Source organism: Chryseobacterium camelliae (assembly GCF_030818575.1).
Classification (GTDB): Bacteria; Bacteroidota; Bacteroidia; order Flavobacteriales; family Weeksellaceae; genus Chryseobacterium; species Chryseobacterium camelliae_A.
The window spans coordinates 3,072,470-3,090,495 of the sequence record NZ_JAUTAL010000001.1 but is presented as its reverse complement, the minus strand read 5'-3'; the positions used below and the strand labels follow the sequence as shown (position 1 = coordinate 3,090,495).

13 protein-coding genes are annotated in these 18,026 nt (G+C 43.5%); 4 read left to right on the top strand and 9 right to left on the bottom strand.

Going from position 1 to position 18,026, the window contains the following annotated elements; translation table 11 throughout:
- The first annotated feature begins 43 nt into the window (after positions 1–43).
- Positions 44–6,493: a GEVED domain-containing protein gene (locus QE404_RS14120; RefSeq protein ID WP_307451490.1), complete on the top strand. Its 6,450-nt coding sequence runs from the start codon at positions 44–46 to the stop codon at positions 6,491–6,493.
- Between the two features lie 87 nt (positions 6,494–6,580).
- Here QE404_RS14120 and coaE read toward each other — a convergent pair whose 3' ends face one another.
- The 4 genes from coaE to ruvB are packed head-to-tail and all read right to left on the bottom strand — an operon-like array spanning position 6,581 to position 9,780.
- Entirely contained in the window at positions 6,581–7,210 is a 630-nt protein-coding gene (gene coaE, locus QE404_RS14115) for a dephospho-CoA kinase (protein WP_307451487.1), read from the bottom strand.
- 9 nt (positions 7,211–7,219) lie between these two features.
- Complete coding sequence (locus QE404_RS14110; RefSeq protein WP_307451486.1) at positions 7,220–8,086, bottom strand: MBL fold metallo-hydrolase; 867 nt, start codon at positions 8,084–8,086, stop codon at positions 7,220–7,222.
- Between the two features lie 19 nt (positions 8,087–8,105).
- Positions 8,106–8,717, bottom strand: coding sequence for an FMN-binding negative transcriptional regulator (locus QE404_RS14105; protein ID WP_307451484.1), 612 nt, complete (start codon positions 8,715–8,717; stop codon positions 8,106–8,108).
- Positions 8,718–8,757: 40 nt separating this feature from the next.
- Positions 8,758–9,780, bottom strand: coding sequence for a Holliday junction branch migration DNA helicase RuvB (gene ruvB, locus QE404_RS14100; RefSeq protein ID WP_307451482.1), 1,023 nt, complete (start codon positions 9,778–9,780; stop codon positions 8,758–8,760).
- A 219-nt stretch (positions 9,781–9,999) separates the two neighbouring features.
- Here ruvB and hutI point away from each other — a divergent pair, with 219 nt between their 5' ends.
- From hutI to QE404_RS14085, 3 genes are all read left to right on the top strand, one after another.
- Positions 10,000–11,232, top strand: coding sequence for an imidazolonepropionase (hutI, locus tag QE404_RS14095; protein ID WP_307451481.1), 1,233 nt, complete (start codon positions 10,000–10,002; stop codon positions 11,230–11,232).
- 160 nt (positions 11,233–11,392) lie between these two features.
- Entirely contained in the window at positions 11,393–12,307 is a 915-nt protein-coding gene (gene hutG / locus QE404_RS14090) for a formimidoylglutamase (protein ID WP_307451479.1), read from the top strand.
- 109 nt (positions 12,308–12,416) lie between these two features.
- Positions 12,417–13,709 carry an NAD-dependent succinate-semialdehyde dehydrogenase gene (locus QE404_RS14085; RefSeq protein ID WP_307453952.1) on the top strand — a complete coding sequence of 431 codons (1,293 nt, stop codon included), beginning with the start codon at positions 12,417–12,419 and terminating at the stop codon, positions 13,707–13,709.
- A 93-nt stretch (positions 13,710–13,802) separates the two neighbouring features.
- Here the strand turns inward: QE404_RS14085 and pyk are convergent, their stop codons facing one another.
- Genes pyk through QE404_RS14060 form a run of 5 tightly spaced genes read right to left on the bottom strand, consistent with a single transcriptional unit; the run spans position 13,803 to position 17,982 of the window.
- Positions 13,803–15,248, bottom strand: a complete 1,446-nt coding sequence (gene pyk / locus QE404_RS14080) for a pyruvate kinase (protein ID WP_307451478.1) — start codon at positions 15,246–15,248, stop codon at positions 13,803–13,805.
- A complete protein-coding gene (locus QE404_RS14075) occupies positions 15,241–15,714 on the bottom strand; it encodes an IPExxxVDY family protein (protein ID WP_307451476.1) in 474 nt (157 codons plus the stop codon). Before QE404_RS14075 ends, pyk begins: the two co-directional genes overlap by 8 nt.
- A complete protein-coding gene (gene rnc / locus QE404_RS14070; RefSeq protein WP_307451474.1) occupies positions 15,692–16,456 on the bottom strand; it encodes a ribonuclease III in 765 nt (254 codons plus the stop codon). Before rnc ends, QE404_RS14075 begins: the two co-directional genes overlap by 23 nt.
- Positions 16,457–16,465: 9 nt before the next feature.
- Entirely contained in the window at positions 16,466–17,710 is a 1,245-nt protein-coding gene (fabF, locus tag QE404_RS14065; RefSeq protein WP_307451472.1) for a beta-ketoacyl-ACP synthase II, read from the bottom strand.
- Between the two features lie 32 nt (positions 17,711–17,742).
- Positions 17,743–17,982, bottom strand: a complete 240-nt coding sequence (locus QE404_RS14060; protein WP_100075678.1) for an acyl carrier protein — start codon at positions 17,980–17,982, stop codon at positions 17,743–17,745.
- Positions 17,983–18,026 lie beyond the last annotated feature (44 nt).

Sequence of the window (18,026 nt, the reverse complement as noted above, 5' to 3'; positions counted from 1 at the left end):
AAAATGATTAGATTTGTACGATTAATATAATATTGAGAAAGTTATGAAGAAAATTTTTACTTCTTTCTTTTTCCTCTTTCTGTTTGCGATTACCAGTGCACAATGGAGTCCGACGACATTCAGAGGAGAAAAAATAAGAGGGAACTCCGACATCAGGGGCTATTACTCTTTGGACATTTCCTTATTAAAATCTCAATTGGCAAACGCACAGCTAACCGGCAGAAATGCTAAGGCTGTAACGATATCGTTGCCAACTTTAGATGGGAAAATAGAAAAGTTTGCCGTGTACAGCTTTCCGGTTGTCGTAAAGGAACTGGCAGACCAATATCAATTAGGCTCTTACGTAGGTGCCGGGATTGATGATCCAAGCAAATACCTGCGATTCAGTCTCGCTCCGAATGATTTCCAGGCGATGATCATTAAGGACGGACGGTATGAATTTATCGAGCCGGTAGACAAAGACAAAACGGTTTACGGTGTGCATCCGAAAACCGACAAAAGCAAAGAAGGCTTTCTTTGTTCTATGAATGAAGATGCACTTTCCAAAGAAGAAATAGCAAAGCTGTATCAGAATGGAAAGTCATTTGCAAACCAGACTACTGATTTTGCAAAATCATCAGATAAAAAATACAGGACTATGCGTCTTGCCATGTCGGTGACCGGGGAATACACCCAGTATTTCGGCGGAACCGTTGCAGGTGCATTAACGGCGATCAACGCCACCCTAACCAGATGTAACGGTGTTTTCGAAAAAGATTTCGCTTTACACCTGAATCTACAAAACTTTCCGGGTGTAATTTATACAGACCCGAATACCGATCCTTATTCTCCGGCTGCTCAGATGAACAACTGGAATTTACAGCTTCAGCAAACCCTTACCGCAAATGTCGGAAGTGCCAATTATGATATCGGGCATTTATTCGGTGCTTCCGGAGGAGGAGGTAACGCAGGATGTATCGGATGCGTATGTATAGATCCTACGAGCAATACATCTACCCAAAAAGGTTCTGGATATACTTCACCTGCGGACGGTATTCCACAGGGAGACAATTTTGATATTGATTATGTAGCTCATGAAATGGGACACCAGCTGGGAGCTAACCACACATTCTCTCATAGCCTTGAAGGTACAGGCGTAAATGTTGAACCGGGATCCGGCTCAACAATTATGGGATATGCGGGGATTACCGGTGCTAATACAGATGTTCAGCCTCACTCTGATCCTTATTTCCATGCGGCAAGCATCGGACAGGTTCAAACCAACCTCAATAGCAAAACATGTGACGTTGAAACGACAATTACTAACAATCCTCCGGTAATTGCTGCTCTGCCTACCTATAATATTCCTAAAGGAACCGCATTTGTATTAACCGCTTCTGCAACAGATGCAGAAAATGATCCTATGACCTATACATGGGAGGAAATGGATAATGCGAGTGTAACCATTAACAAGAATAACCTAGGGACTACTTCTACCGGTGCAACATTTAGATCTATTGCACCTTCAACAAGTCCTTCAAGATATTTTCCTAAACTATCTTCTGTACTGGCCGGAGTTTTAAACAACTCTAACAACGGTTGGGAGTCTGTCTCTACAGTAGCAAGAACCACTAACTTCAGAGTAACGGTTCGTGATAACAGCCCGATCGCTACCCAGCAGCAGACTCAGTTTGCGAATCAGCAAATCATAGTAGGAAATGACGGACCATTTAAAGTTACTACTGCTACCGTATATAATAACGGTGCGACCAATGTAACATGGGACGTAGTGAATACCAACGCTGCACCTTATAATGCTGCCAACGTTAAAATAGATTATACAACAGACAACGGACTTACCTGGAACGTTCTGTCAGCTTCTACAGCAAATGACGGAAATGAAAGCTTAACATTCGGAGCCCTTACTGTAGGAGCAACGGTTAAGATCAGAGTAAGTGCAATCAATAATGTATTCTATGCCATAGGCAACGCGACTGTAGCAGCTCTGGCTAACTGTACCAGTGCGGCACCTACAGGAGTTACGGTATCTGCGATTACCCAGACTCAGGCAACAGTAACATGGTCTGCCGCTTCCGGTGCTACTTATATCGTGCGTTACCGTACAGTAGGAAGTACAACCTGGACTCAGGTGAACGCTGCCACAAACTCTATTACACTGACCAACCTGACAGACGGAGTTCAGTATGAAGTACAGGTTGCGAATGTATGTTCAGGTACTACTGGAAACTTCTCTGCTTCCACTACGTTTACCACATTAGGTTTGACATACTGCTCTATGCAGTCCAGCAACTTTAATGACGAGTATATTTCCAATGTAACAGTAACCCCGAACGGCGCTGCTGTAATGTCTAATCCTTCTTCAGGAAGTACTTATACAGATTACTCAAACACACCGAGTGCATTGGTTAATCTGGTTATCGGTTCTGCTAACAATACGGTTTCTGTTTCCAAATTCTGGACCGGAACAACCTATAGTGAGGCAGTAGGTGTATGGATCGACTTTAACAGAAACGGAGTTTTTGAATCTTCAGAGCAGGTAATGAACTCTGCTGCCAGCACAACCACACCTGTTACCGCAACATTCTCTGTTCCTGCCGGTGCTTATAACGGGCCAGCGACTACGAAAATGAGAGTGGCACTGCAGTTTAGCTCTTCACCGGTAATGTGTACGAGTTTTACATACGGAGAAGTTGAAGACTATGCCGTAAAATTGGTACAGCCAATTGCATGTTCAACCAATGCTCCTTTAAATCTTACCGTAAACAATATCACGGCTACTTCAGCATATGTAATGTGGGATCCTGCTGCCAATGCAACCTATATATTACAATACAGACAGGTAGGAACCACTACATGGACTACTGTTCCTTTAACAGTAAACTCCTATACTATTAACAACCTGACTGAGCAGACTCAATATGAAGTTCAGGTAGCATATGTATGTTCAGGTACTACCGGAACTTATACAACGCCTTACCAGTTCTCAACGCCTGCGGTTAATTACTGTAGCATTACTTCTGGGAACAACAGCAACGGATATATTTCCAATGTAACGGTAGCTCCAACCAACTCATACATCATGAGTAATACTACAGGAGCCAACTCTTACACGAATTATTCAGCGAATGCCAATAACCTGGTTACTTTGGTACGAAGCTCGACGAACAATACCATTTCGGTAAGCAAATCATGGTTAACCACTACTACATCTTCATTGGCTGTAGGTGCTTGGATTGACTTTAACAGAAACGGTATTTTCGAGACATCAGAAAGAGTACTTTCCTCTACTGCAAATACAACTACACCGATCACGAATACATTCACAGTTCCGGCTACCTCTTATAACGGTCCGTTAACACTGAGAATGAGGGTAATTGTTTCTACGAGTACCATTAATGATCCTTGTGTTAACATTACCAACGGGGAGATTGAGGATTATGCAGTTAAGATTGTTGATCTGCAGCCTTGTACCACTGCAGCACCGTCACCGGTTACAATTGCTAACGTTACAGCTGCATCTGCAACCGTTTCATGGTTAAGTGCAACTGGTGCAACTTATGCATTGAGATACAGAACAGGAACAGGAGCATGGACAACAATCAGCCCTGCCACCAATCCTTATACAATCCTTAACCTGAATGCACAGACAACGTATGAAGTGCAGGTAGCTACAATCTGTAGCGGTACTCAGGGGGCATGGTCAACTTCAGTAAACTTTACTACACCGGCATCTACCTATTGTAACTCGGGTACTGCGACAGTTACGGATGGATACATCAATAATATAACCGTATCAGGAACTAATACTCCTGCTATGTCCAATAACTCTGGACCTAGTACTTATACGGATTATTCCAACGATGCAACAAAAACCATTACATTAGCACGTAACTCTACGAACAATACTCTTTCTGTAGGAAGAACCATTCTTTCCAGTACGTATTCTACGTATGCATGGATTGACTTTAACGGTGACGGAATATTCAATAATAATCCATCAACCACTGCCGGAGGTGAAAGAATTATGAACCTTGGTTATTCTTCTACGACACCGGTTACAGCTACTTTCAGCGTTCCTGCAAATGCTTATACAGGATCAAACAAAGTGAAGATGCGCGTTATTGTATATTACTTAACGCCTACTGATGCTTGTTCACCGCTTACCAGCAATGGGGAAGTAGAAGATTATCAGGTTAAATTTGTAGATATTCAGCCTTGTACTACGGCTCCTCCTACAGGAATCGTGATGAGTAATATTGCAGCGACTACAGCTACAGTATCCTGGATTTCTTCTACCGGTGCTACCTATTTGGTAAGATGGAGAACAACGAACCCTGTTGGAACATGGAATGTTTCTCCAACGCCAATCAATGGTAACAGCTACAACATTACAGGCCTTACTGAGCAGACTGCTTATGAGGTACAGGTAGCAACTATATGTGGTGGTACTCAGGGAGCATGGTCTTCATCTATACCATTTACAACAACGCCGATCACATACTGTAATATGACCGGTACCGGAACTACGGATTTCATTTCCAACGTAACGGTTACGCCTGTTAACCTGGGTATCCCGGCAATGACGAATACTTCGGTACAGACCAACTATATCAGTTACACTACACCAAGTACACTCGTAACACTGGATATCGGTTCCACAGGAAACAAACTTTCTGTAGCCAAAGGATGGTCTGCTGCTACACAGAGTGATGCAGTATCTGCATGGATTGATTTCAACAGAAACGGTATTTTTGAAACTTCAGAGCAGATCATGGCGTCTTCTGCGAGTACGACTACCCCGGTAACAGCCTTGTTCAATGTACCTGCAACGGCATACAGCGGTCCGCTTACAACAACCATGAGAGTAGTGCTTAAGCGTTCAAGTGCGCCGGTAATGTGTCAGGTTGCTACCAATGGTGAAGTAGAGGATTACGCGGTAAGATTAAGACCTTGTAGTACAGCAACGCCAGGAACTCCAACATTTACCGTTACTCACAATACCGCTACTGTAACCTGGACGGGTGCAACAAACAATGTAACATACCTTGTTCAGTATAGAGTATCCGGAACAACGGCATGGACGAATATATATGCATCTACACTGATAGGAAACGTTCCGTTAACCATTACAGGACTTACTCCGGCAACAACGTATGATGTACAGATCTCTGCGGTATGTAGCAATACAGCAGGAACGCCTACAGCAATCACGACGTTTACTACCCGTTGCGACCCTACCCCTCCGAATGTTACCATCAGTAACATAACGCCAACTACTGCGGTAGTAACATGGGCTCCGGTAGCAGCAAGCTCAAGCTATGTGTTGAGATACAGAGTCGTAGGAAGTACACAGTGGATCGATGTAACAACCATCCCTACGACACCGGGTAATACCTATACACTGACTAACCTGTCGCCATATACTACGTATGAAGTTCAGGTAGCCAACAAGTGTAACGGGGAAACTACCATAAACCCATATTCAAATCCTAAAGTATTTACTACAGAAAGGACTTGTGAATTGCCGCCTCCGGGATTAACCATCACCAACCTTACGCCTACAACCGCTACTGTGGTTTGGGATCCGTTCCCGGGAGCAACCTATATCCTGAGATACAGAAAGGTAGGTATCCCGAGCTGGACTACGGTAACAGTATCTACCAATACTTACACAATCCAGGGATTAACGGAATTGACGAAGTATGAAATGCAGGTGGCCAACGTATGTTCAGGAACTCCTGGTAACTATACGCCTCCGTACTTCTTTACCACACCTACGGTGATCTATTGCCAGATGTCATCTTCGGGTTCTACCGGAGCTTACATCTCAAAAGTTACCGTAACTCCTAATGGTAAAAACCAAATGGAGAATGCATCAGCAGCCTCTAACTATACCGATTATACAGGAGATTCGACTAAGTTCATAGAATTGATCCAGGGGTCTACAAACAACCAGATTTCAATTGATAAGAACCTTGCCGGAGGTGCTAAAGCAGGTGTTGCAGTGTGGATCGATTTCAACAGAAACGGATATTTCGATATCAATGAAAGAATCCTGGTTTCTGGTGCGAATACAGATACTACTGTCAGCGGAACCTTCACGGTGCCATCAGATGCCTTCATCAGCCTTACAGATTATAAATATGTAGTGATGAGAGTAGCGATGCAGAAAGACGGAATCCCGGTAAACTGTACCAGCTTTGCTACAGGAGAAGTAGAAGACTATACCGTAAGGATTTCCAAGCTTCCTGTACCGAATCCGCTGGATCAGACTCAGATTATGATTTACCCTAACCCGGTAAGCTCAATCCTGAATGTGAAGAACATCAGCAAAAAAGCGAACTATAAGATTTATAGCGCTGCCGGACAGCTGATCTCCCGTGGAATCATTCTGAACAACAAGATTGATGTAAGTAAACTGATCAACGGGGTATATGTCATCGACATCGACGATAACGGTACTACCGCACAGAAAAAATTCATCAAAGAATAATTTTCAAAATAAGATAAGCTCTCAGAAATGAGAGCTTATTTTTTTTACATGAAAAAACCTCGTCAGAAATCTGGCGAGGTTTTTACTTTATTCAATATCGAAAACGATGCGTTCTGTCTGTTCCTTTAAATCCTCTAAATCCGAATTGTTGTAGATAATACAGTCGGCCAGTTTGATCTTTTCTTTTTCGGGCATCTGCTTCTCCATAATGGCTTGGACTTCCCGGTAAGTCTTTCCGTCCCGGTCCATCACCCTTTTGATTCTGATGTTGTCCTCTGCCGTCACCAGCAAGGAACGGTCGCATTGCAGGTTCAGTTTCAGCTCGAACAATAAGGCTGTTTCCTTAAAGATGAGGTATTTCGACTGTTTTTTTACCCATTCTTCAAAGTCCAGCCTTACGGCCGGGTGAATGATCTCATTGAGTTGCTGAAGCAGTTCCGCATTGCTGAATACTTTTTCCGCAACAAATTTCCTGTCGTACTGCCCGTTGCTGTCATAGGCATGATCTCCCAGAAGGGCCCGGATCTCAGTTTTTAAGGCTTCATTGTCATTCACGATAGACTTGGCCCTGTCATCCGAATAATAGACCGGAAATCCAAATTCTTCGATGAAGTGTGCAACGGTGGTCTTGCCTGAACCGATGCCTCCCGTAAGCCCGATAATCTTTCGCGACGGTTCCGGCTCTGCCTGCTGGGTTTCTGATTGTAATTCTTCCATAGGTAAAAATTAATATCCGAATACTTCATTAAAGCTATACGTTTCATGAAGCCTTACTCCTTTTTCAGTCATGGTAAGGCTTGCCAGCTCATGGTGGGCGTCATGCTCAAAAAAGAGCAGGTATTCATTATCGATGCATTGTTTCAGGAATTTGCCTTTTTCCTCCAGGGTCAAAAGCGGTCTTGTATCATAGCCCATGACATATACCTGATTGATGTGCCCGGCGGTAGGAATCAGGTCTGCGGCAAATACAACAGTTTTTTCTTGGTACTGCAGTACCGGAAGCATTTGCTTTTCCGTATGGCCGTCAACAAAAATAACATCCATTTTAAGATCGGGGGCAAATCCGAAATTGCCATTTTTAGGGAGTGGCAGGAAATTCAGCTGTCCGCTTTCCTGTATCGGGATGATATTCTCTTTCAGGAAGCTGGCTTTTTCCCTTGCGTTAGGCTCTGTAGCCCATTGCCAGTGGTTCTCATTGGTCCAGAACTGTGCATTCTTAAATGCGGGCCGGTAGCCCGTTCTGTCGTCATTCCATTCAATGGCTCCGCCACAGTGGTCGAAATGCAGGTGAGTAAGGAAAACATCAGTGATATCCTCGCGAATGAAACCATATTTTTTAAGGTTTTTATCGAGATTATCATCTCCCCACAGCGAATAGTGGCTGAAGAACTTTTCATCCTGCTTGTTCCCTAGGCCGCAGTCTACCAGGATCAATTTTTTACCGTCTTCTATAAGCAGGGACCGGGTACCCAGTTCAATCAGGTTTTTTTCGTCTGCCGGATTCGTTTTTTCCCAAAGGCTTTTCGGGACGACCCCAAACATAGCGCCGCCGTCAAGCTTAAATTTTCCGCATTGTATCGGATATAGTTTCATATCATATTTATATTTAGGTTCATGTATTCAATTGTTGCATCTTTTGAGCGACCGCCTTTGCATTGCTGTCGCCTTTTTCAAGCTCGCGGATGATGTTCAGATAGTCATTTTCCTTTCTGTTCTGTGAAAGTTTCTGTTTGATGAAGATCTCCGTAGGTATTATTTTGATCCCGAATGCTCCCTTCATTTCTTTTTCCACAAAATCTCTTCCCATATCCTTTACCATTACAGGACATTTCTGGGATTTTTCATATTTGAAGGTGAGTTTTTCAAGATGGTTGTAGAGCTCTTCCTGCGTCATCAGTTTAACGGTCCCATAGATCTGAACTGCTTCATAATTCCAGGTGGAAACATTCATATGGTCATACCAGCTGCTGGAAACATACGTATGGGCTCCTAAAAAGTCACACAGTACTTCTGAGCCGTTAGTCAGTATTTTGGCCTGCGGATTCGCCCTGGAAATATGCGTTTCCACATACAGGTTTTCAGGATCATCTTCATTCAGGATCATCATGGAATGGGTGGCCCGGAGCTTATCTGCAGATGAAATCAGCAAAGCAAAGGCATTTTCGCTGATGATGTCTTTCATCAGCTGCCGGTCTTCGCTTTTGTATATTTTTGGTACAAACATAAAGCATGTATTAGATCTTAAGAACTGTACAACATCTGCATTAAAACAATTCTCCGGGATTTCTGGGTTTTGAAATATTGAGGTGCTTATAGGCTTTCTCCGTTACTTCTCTTCCTCTGGGCGTCCTGATGATAAATCCTTCCTGGATCAGGAACGGCTCATAAACTTCTTCCAGCGTTTCAGGGTTTTCACCAATGGAAGTAGCCAGGGCGGAAATCCCTACAGGTTTTCCTTTGAAGTTTTCAATCATCACCCGCATGATTTTATTGTCCATTTCATCAAGGCCGAACTCATCCACATTCAGGGAATTCAGGGCGTATTTGGTGATGTTGATTTCAATTTCACCATTACCTTTTATTTCAGCAAAATCGCGTACCCTTCTTAACAGGGCATTGGCGATCCTGGGTGTTCCGCGGCTCCTGCGGGCAATTTCAATCGCAGCATCTTCATAGATTTTTACACCCAATACTCTTGAGCTCCGCTGAATGATCATGGACAAAAGCTCAATGCTGTAATATTCCAGCCTGCTCTGGATACCAAATCTGGCCAGCATAGGCTTTGTCAGCATTCCACTTCTGGTGGTTGCGCCTACGAGCGTGAAAGGATTGAGCCCGATCTGGACGCTTCTGGCATTGGGGCCGGTTTCCAGCATAATGTCGATCTTGTAATCTTCCATGGCAGAATACAGGTATTCCTCCACAACCGGTGATAGCCGGTGGATCTCATCGATAAACAGCACATCGTTCTCTTCAAGGTTCGTCAGCAGCCCGGCAAGGCTTCCCGGCTTATCCAGCACCGGACCTGAAGTAATTTTACAGTTAACGCCCAGCTCATTGGCAATAATATTGGCCAGAGTGGTCTTACCCAATCCGGGAGGTCCGTGTAGCAGCACATGGTCCAGTGCACCACCTCTTTTTTTGGCAGCGGTAACAAATACTTCAAGGTTCTCCAGGGTTTTTCGCTGTCCTGCAAAATCTTTAAAGCTCTGGGGACGGATCTGCTCTTCCTGCAAAAGTTCTTCGCGGGAAAAATTCTCTTTGTCCGGATGTAAAAAATCTGGCATTAATTCATTTTCATTTACTTCAAAGATAGGAAATTTAGATGAGGTTCAGAAAAACTTCCTGCAGACTTCAGCTGACTTTCAGGGATTATCATATTGTCAGCCGACCGTTCAAAGGTTCCGATTATTTTGAGTATTTTTGAGAGTGAAATGACAAAGCAATATGAGTAAATCTTAAACATTGGTTTTTCATATCAGCTTTAGCTTAGCATAATGTATTCTATGAAATTAATAGGACCTTTTAAACAGATATTGACCCTGGCTAACCTGCCCCTGAGAGGAAAGCTGTCTGATGAACAGCTTGAAATCATTCCCGATGGAGGAATCCTGGTAGAAAACGGAAAAATTCTTAAAACCGGGGTATTCAGTATTCTGCATTCTGAATACCCCGATATTGAAACTGAAAAGATCGAAGGCGAACAGGTTGCTTTACCTGCTTTTACAGACTCTCATACCCATATTTGCTTCGGCGGTAACCGGGCGAATGATTTTGCGATGCGGAATGCCGGAAAAAGCTATCTTGAGATCGCTGAAAGCGGCGGGGGAATATGGAGCTCAGTGCAGCACACCCGTGATGCATCCGAAGAAATGCTGCTCAATACCCTGATGCAGAGAATAGAATTCCTAGTGTCACTCGGTATTACTACTATCGAGATTAAAAGCGGCTACGGCCTTGATAAGGATAATGAGCTGAAAATGCTGCGGATTATTAAAAAAGCACAGCAAAAGACGGATGCCACTCTGGTTCCGACATGCCTTTCTGCTCATTTGAAACCGAGGGATTATAATGGCAGCAATGAAGAATACCTGAATTACATCTTTACCGAAATCCTTCCTGAAGTAAAAAAGGAAAGCCTGGCTGAGCGTGTGGACATCTTCATTGAAAAATCAGCTTTCCAGCCTGAAGAAAGCAGGGATTTCCTGCTTAAAACTAAAGGATTAGGTTTTGAAATTACCGTACATGCCGATCAGTTTACGCCCGGAAGTTCCAGGATTGCAGTAGAAGTCGGTGCAAAATCAGCCGACCATCTGGAAGCGACTGTTGAAGAAGATATTGCCTATCTTGCACAATCTGATACGGTGGCGACAGCATTACCCGGCGCAAGCCTCGGCCTTGGTGAAAAGTTCACTCCGGCCCGGAAACTGCTGGATGCAGGTGCCATTCTGGCGATTGCCAGCGACTGGAATCCAGGTTCTGCTCCTATGGGAAACCTGATCGTGCAGGCATCTATCCTGGCTACTTATGAAAAATTGACCACTGCAGAAGTGCTTGCCGGCATTACCTTCAGGTCAGCGTATGCGCTGGGACTGGAAGACAGGGGAAGACTGCTGGAAGGCAAGAAAGCGGATTTTATCACTTTTGCTACCCATAATTTCCAGAATATCCTCTACTACCAGGGAAGTCTAAAACCGGAAAAAGTGTTCATCGGCGGCAATGAAGTGAAAAACCGGTAAAACGGTGTCCGGACCGGTCCTTCATTAATTTCATTGGATTTTTAAACTTTTAAAGCGCGTTTGGAATTATATTGGTTTCAATCATATCAAAATAAACAGTACAGGATTGGCCGGCAATAGCTGGTTCCAAAGTATAGATTACTGATCAAAACAATAGACAATGATTTGGCAAGGCAGATTAGACGGTGAAGAGCTTCTTCATCACAGGATATTTCAGAGGGTAAGGCAGGAAACGGATTATGATGCGGTATCAAAAGGCGATTTTGTATTGCATGGCTTTACCGTAGATGAGGGTGTGAAACGCAATAAAGGCAGGGAAGGAGCTAAGGAAGCCCCCGATATCATCAGAAAAAATATGTCTAATTTCCCGGTTATTCTACCGGATTTCTCCCTTTTGGATTTCGGCAACATCAGTTGTGAAGGCGGAAACCTGGAACAGGCACAGGCTGACCTGGCTAAAAAGGTATCCAAAGTCTTGCTCAAAGGTGCCCGTTCCCTTGTCCTGGGCGGCGGGCATGAAGTGATGTATGGCCATTACCTTGGGGTTAAAACTGCTTTTCCCGAACAGAAGGTAGGAATTATCAACATTGATGCACATTTTGACAACCGTATGCCTGAACAGGGCATAGGAGCGAGTTCCGGTACCGGTTTCTGGCAGGTGGCACAGGAAGGGGACATCCATTCACTGCATATCGGCATACAGAGGAATTCCAATACACTGAAATTATTCGATACTGCGCATCAGTTCGGCATGAAATACATCCTGGCTGATGAACTGTTTTTTGAGAACCTTCCTTCGGTATACCAGCGCATCAATGACCTTTGTGAATCTGTGGATGTAGTGTATCTTACCATTTGCATGGATGTTTTCAATGCCTCCATTGCTCCGGGAGTTTCAGCATCTGCTTATAACGGCATTTTTACAGACGCAGCCTTCATGCATTTCTACAGGCACATCCTGAAACAGGAAAAACTTGTGGCGCTGGACGTGGCAGAAGTCAACCCCCTGTATGACATTCAGGACCGGACCGCCAGACTGGCAGCTTCGCTGGTGAACGAATGGCTGATGGTATAACAGGCATGATGATTATAGAAAGATTCATTGCTGTAAACCGATCCCCGGAATATAATTTGCCTTATAAAGAAAGATTTAACCTGTTTCATCATGAAACAAAATGTATATTATGGATCAATTGATTGAAAATAAAATCCTTAAGGCGGATCTGGCCTTCAACGAATGGAAAAAAGTACCTTTTGAAGAAAGGCAGCAACTGATCGCAAAAGCAGCTGCATTGCTGTCCGCTGATTCTGAAAAGTTCGGTAAGATCATTACCACTGAAATGAACAAACCGATTGCACAGTCTGTAGCAGAAGTAGAGAAGTGTGCTCTGATGATGAACTATTATGCCGAAGCTGAAAATATCCTGAAGCCTGAAAAGGTGGATTCTGAATTCCATTATTCTGAAATTCAGTACGTACCTAAAGGCGTGATTTTAGGTGTTATGCCCTGGAACTTCCCTTTCTGGCAGGTGCTCAGGTTTGCGGTTCCGGCCATCCTTGCGGGCAATACCGTGGTTCTCAAGCATGCATCTATCTGTTTCGGCAGCGGGAATGCCATTGAACAGGTATTCCTGGAAGCAGGCTTTCCTGAAGGGATTTTCCAGAACCTTGAAGTAGGGCATGGGGAAGTGAAAGAAATTCTGGAACATAAAGCCATCATGGGCGTCAGCCTTACCGGAAGCGAGAAAGCAGGTGCAGAAGTTGCTTCCATTGCAGGCCAGAATATTAAAAAATCTCTGCTGGAGCTAGGCGGAAGTGATGCCTTTATCGTATTAAGCGATGCGGACCTTGATGAAGCGGCTAAAGTAGGTGCCCTGGCCAGGCTGCAAAACTGTGGACAGACCTGTGTTGCTGCCAAAAGATTCATCATTGATGAAAAAATTGAGGAAGAATTCCTGCCGAAGTTTATTGAGGAATACAAGAAGTTTGTTCCGGGAGATCCTATGGATAAAGAAACTAAAATTTCCGGTATGGCGAGGGCAGATCTTGCCGATGATCTGGAAAAGCAATTCAACAAAGCCCTGGAAAACGGAGCGGAAATCATCCTGCCTTTGGAAAGGGTATCTGAGAATGCCTTCACTCCGGGACTGATCAGGGTCAATCCGGGTAATCCCATTTTACAGGAAGAGCTTTTTGGACCTTTAGGAATGATTCTGACCGCTCAGAATGATGAAGAAGCTGTCAGGATCGCCAATGATATTCCTTTCGGGCTTTCCAATTCCGTATGGACAAAAGATCAGGAACGCCAAAAACTCTTCATAGAGAACCTGGAATCCGGAACGGTTAATATCAACAGAATGACCAGTTCCGACCCGCGTTTCCCGTTTGGCGGTACCAAGTCGTCCGGATACGGTACAGAGCTTTCTTTACTGGCTTTACGTGAGTTTGTTACACCAAGGACTGTGGTAGGCAACTAACCAATACCATAAAACAACAAAAACTCCGGAGATTTCCGGAGTTTTTTATTGATAAAGCATTAAGCTTTTTTCTCTTTTACTTTTAACCCAGTACTATACTGTCGTCAGACGCAGCGTATTGGTTTTACCGCCTTCATAGGAAGGAGTTGCGTTGATGTTGATCACGAAGTCACCGCTTTCAATATATCCGTAATTATGGGTAAGCATATTAACCTGGATGATAGTTTCATCAGTAGATTTCTTCATGTCATAATAATACGCATGAACACCCCAAAGAAGGTTCAGCATGGTGATGACCTTTTTATTACCGCTGTATACGATGATGTGGGAATTCGGCCTGTGAGCTGAAAGCTGGAATGCTGTATATCCTGAACTCGTTAAGGTAACGATTGCAGAAACATTGGTTGTTTTCGCAATTCTTACGGCAGCAAGGCAAACCCTGTTCGTAATGAACCTTTCGTCGATGCAATTGAAGTCTTTTTCAATCGGTTCGTTTTTATGCTGGTAAAAATGCGTCATTTCAATATTCTTAACGATTTTCGCCATGTTTTCAACTACCTGTACCGGGTATCTTCCTACAGAAGTTTCTCCGGAAAGCATTACGGCATCTGCCCCATCGAGTACGGAGTTGGCCACGTCATTTACTTCCGCTCTGGTAGGCGTCAAGCTGTTGATCATGGTTTCCATCATCTGGGTAGCAATGATGACCGGCTTGGAATAGAACCTTGCTTTTTCCACCAGTGTTTTCTGGATCGCAGGAACTTCTTCCATAGGAACCTCCACTCCTAAATCTCCACGGGCAACCATCAGTCCGTCGCACTCCAATAAGATTTCATCGATATTTTTTACGCCTTCCGGCTTTTCGATTTTAGCGATGATCGGGGTCTTGAATATACCGTTCGGATGCTTGGAAATCAATTCTTTAAGATCGATAATGTCCTGGGCATGACGCACGAAAGAAAGCGCGATCCAGTCTACTTCCATATCAAGCATGAAGTTGGCATCCTGGATGTCCTTATCAGTTAGTGCAGGAAGCGAAACATTCGTATTAGGAAGGTTAACCCCTTTTTTAGAGCTCAATGGTCCTCCCTGGATGGTTTTGGCCTTTACCGTATCGATCAGATTGGTTTCTGTTACTTCCAGTACCAGCTTTCCGTCGTCGATAAGGATTCTTTCACCTACTTTCACATCCTGAGGGAACTGCTGGTAGGTCATGTACACTTTTGTAGAATCTCCTTCGATTTTCTCGTTGGTGAATGTAAGGATATCACCAGGATTCAGGTATGAACCTTCCTTTACCACACCTACTCTCAATTTAGGCCCCTGGAGGTCTCCCAGGATCCCTACAGAAAAGCCGTGTTCTCTGTTAAGCTCTCTGATGATGTCTATATTGCTTCGAACTAAGTCGTAATCTGCATGTGAAAAATTTATTCTGAAAATATCAACACCAGCCTTCATTAATCCTAACATGACTTCTTTTGATGAGGAAGCCGGCCCAAGTGTCGCGATGATTTTTGTTTTCTTTAAATACTTATTCATAATACTGGATAATTTGATACAGTTCCTCGCTGGAACCTAATGTATAATCTTGAATCGGAAACACAAGATTTTCCGGGAGCAAAATTAAGGAAAAATCAGGAAATTGTTCCGAACTATGCAGAATATATTCCACATCTACCTGATTATTTAATAAAAACTTAATGTTCTCCTCGTCTGAAAAGAGCTCAGTCTGTATTTTTTTTTGTTTACTGTCTGAAGATCGGTTGGAAATAAAAGTAAAGCAGGTGCGGCTGTGCTTATGATAGGCCTGAAACCTGGGGAAAAAATAATCATAGTGCACGCCGTGGAACACGATGTCCTTCTTTCTGGAGAAGACGAGGTCGTTGTTCAGGTTTACTTTATAAAAAAACTCATGATCAGGGATATGTTTGACTAATCTTACCAACCCAATGGCAATATTTTCAAATTCCGTATCGTCTACATCATATAGTTTTTGAATTTCCAAGTATGTTTTCTTTTTTGTTTAAAATATAAAATGCTCTTTGTGCCGCTTTTTCTTCTGCTTTCTTTTTGGATGTTTCGGTTGCATTGGCAATCCTTTCATCCCCGAGCCAGACGTGGCAGCGAAACACCGTCGCTTTGTTTACCTGTATTTCTTCACAGGTTTCATATTTTATATTCAGTTTCTTCTTCTGGCTCCATTCCAGCAGCAGTCCTTTGTAGCTGACGATTTTATTTTCCAGCTTGTTGATTTCGGAAGGCGTAAGGAGCCTTTCGAGGATAATCTTTTTACAGGTTTCGTACTGGAAGTCCAGGTAAACTGCTCCTACCAGTGCTTCAAAGAGGTTTCCGCAGATATTTTCGCCTAAGGCTACAGAACTCTGTTTCTGCAGGAGGTCTGTAAGTTTCAGGTCTTCTCCGAGCTTGTTCAGGTTTTTCCTGTTGACAATCTTGGATTTCATCTGGGTAAGATATCCTTCATTGGCTTGAGGATACGTATGAAACAGGTGGCATGAGATAACAGCTCCCAAAACCGAGTCGCCCAGGAATTCAAGGCGCTCATAATTGCTGCCGTCTTGGTTTTTAGACGAGCTTTTCAAAGAAAAAGCTTCCCGGTAGAGCGCGATGTTCTGTACCTCGGTCCCTAACATTTTCGTAAGTTCGGTACTGAGGAAATAATCTCTCTCCGTTAATTGCTTTTTTCTTTGTTTGAGAAGGAATTTAGAAAAGTATTTCTGTAACTCCATTCAGTAGATTTAGATTTTCTTAAACAGAACGCAGGCATTGTGCCCGCCGAATCCGAATGTATTGCTCATGGCTACTTTTACATCCTTCTGTACAGCGTGGTTGAAAGTAAAGTTCAGTCTGCTGTCGATATTTTCATCATCAGTGAAATGATTGATGGTAGGAGGAACAACACCATGAATAATAGTTCCTAACGCAGCAATAGCCTCAATCACGCCTGCAGCACCCAATAAGTGCCCGGTCATGGACTTGGTGGAATTGATCTGAATGTCATAGGCATGCTCTCCCAAAAGTCTTGAAATAGCACTGGATTCTGCGATGTCTCCTAATGGAGTAGAGGTACCATGCATATTGATATGGTCTACTTCATCAGTAGTTAATCCCGCGTCTTCCAGGCAGTTTTTCATAACCAGGTAAGCGCCTAATCCTTCAGGGTGAGGTGCAGTCATATGGTGCGCATCTGCACTCATTCCTCCTCCGGTCAATTCCGCATAAATCGTGGCACCGCGTTTTACAGCGTGCTCATACTCTTCAAGGATGATGCATCCTGCTCCTTCCCCTAATACAAATCCGTCTCTGTCTTTGTCAAAAGGCCGTGAAGCTGTTTTTGGATCGTCATTTCTTGTGGACAATGCCATCATTGCATTGAAACCGCCTACACCGCTCGCTGTAACGGCAGCTTCGGATCCTCCGCACACAATAACATCCGCTTTTCCAAGCTGGATGATCATTTTGGAGTCGATCAGCGCATTGGCTGATGATGCACAGGCAGAAACCGTAGTGTAGTTAGGCCCGTGAAATCCGTATTCAATAGAAATATGCCCCGGTGTAATATCCGCAATCATTTTAGGAATGAAGAATGGGTTGAACCTCGGGATATCCGTATTCGCCCAGCCTAATACTTCATTTTCAAATGTCTCCAGCCCGCCGATTCCTGAACCCCAGATCACGCCAACCCTGTTTTTATCCACCTGGTCTTCAATGATTCTGGAATGCTTTACAGCTTCCCTGGCGGCTACCAGCCCAAACTGCGTGTTCCGGTCCATCTTCTTCGCTTCTTTCTTGTCGAAAAAGTTCAGGGGATCGAAACCTTTTACCTCGCAGGCAAATTTTGTTTTGAAGTTTGTGGCATCAAAAAGAGTAATCGGAGCTGCACCGCTCTCACCTTTCACAAGATTTTCCCAGTAATCCTTCGCATTATTTCCAATCGGTGTTAGTGCGCCAAAACCGGTTACAACTACTCTTTTTAATTCCATAAACTTTTTTTAAATGTTCTTGTTGAAGAATATTATTTATTTACTACTTCCTCAATGTAAGCAATAGCGTGTCCTACAGTAGTAATTTTTTCAGCCTGATCATCAGGAATCTGGATGTTGAATTCTTTTTCGAATTCCATGATTAATTCAACTGTATCTAATGAATCAGCTCCTAAATCATTGGTGAAGCTAGCTTCAGGAGTTACTTCTTTTTCTTCAACGTCAAGCTTATCAGCGATGATAGCTTTTACTCTTGATGCAATGTCTGACATAGTAAATATTTTTTTAATTGTTAGATGGTGCAAATATATAAAAT

What these genes read in the sequence shown, in the direction of transcription:
- QE404_RS14120 (WP_307451490.1), top strand. Translation starts at nt 44, where the DNA reads ATGAAGAAAATTTTTACTTCTTTCTTTTTCCTCTTTCTGTTTGCGATT.
- coaE (WP_307451487.1), bottom strand. Translation starts at nt 7,210, where the DNA reads ATGGAAGAATTACAATCAGAAACCCAGCAGGCAGAGCCGGAACCGTCG.
- QE404_RS14110 (WP_307451486.1), bottom strand. Translation starts at nt 8,086, where the DNA reads ATGAAACTATATCCGATACAATGCGGAAAATTTAAGCTTGACGGCGGC.
- QE404_RS14105 (WP_307451484.1), bottom strand. Translation starts at nt 8,717, where the DNA reads ATGTTTGTACCAAAAATATACAAAAGCGAAGACCGGCAGCTGATGAAA.
- ruvB (WP_307451482.1), bottom strand. Translation starts at nt 9,780, where the DNA reads ATGCCAGATTTTTTACATCCGGACAAAGAGAATTTTTCCCGCGAAGAA.
- hutI (WP_307451481.1), top strand. Translation starts at nt 10,000, where the DNA reads ATGAAATTAATAGGACCTTTTAAACAGATATTGACCCTGGCTAACCTG.
- hutG (WP_307451479.1), top strand. Translation starts at nt 11,393, where the DNA reads ATGATTTGGCAAGGCAGATTAGACGGTGAAGAGCTTCTTCATCACAGG.
- QE404_RS14085 (WP_307453952.1), top strand. Translation starts at nt 12,417, where the DNA reads ATGGATCAATTGATTGAAAATAAAATCCTTAAGGCGGATCTGGCCTTC.
- pyk (WP_307451478.1), bottom strand. Translation starts at nt 15,248, where the DNA reads ATGAATAAGTATTTAAAGAAAACAAAAATCATCGCGACACTTGGGCCG.
- rnc (WP_307451474.1), bottom strand. Translation starts at nt 16,456, where the DNA reads ATGGAGTTACAGAAATACTTTTCTAAATTCCTTCTCAAACAAAGAAAA.
- fabF (WP_307451472.1), bottom strand. Translation starts at nt 17,710, where the DNA reads ATGGAATTAAAAAGAGTAGTTGTAACCGGTTTTGGCGCACTAACACCG.
- QE404_RS14060 (WP_100075678.1), bottom strand. Translation starts at nt 17,982, where the DNA reads ATGTCAGACATTGCATCAAGAGTAAAAGCTATCATCGCTGATAAGCTT.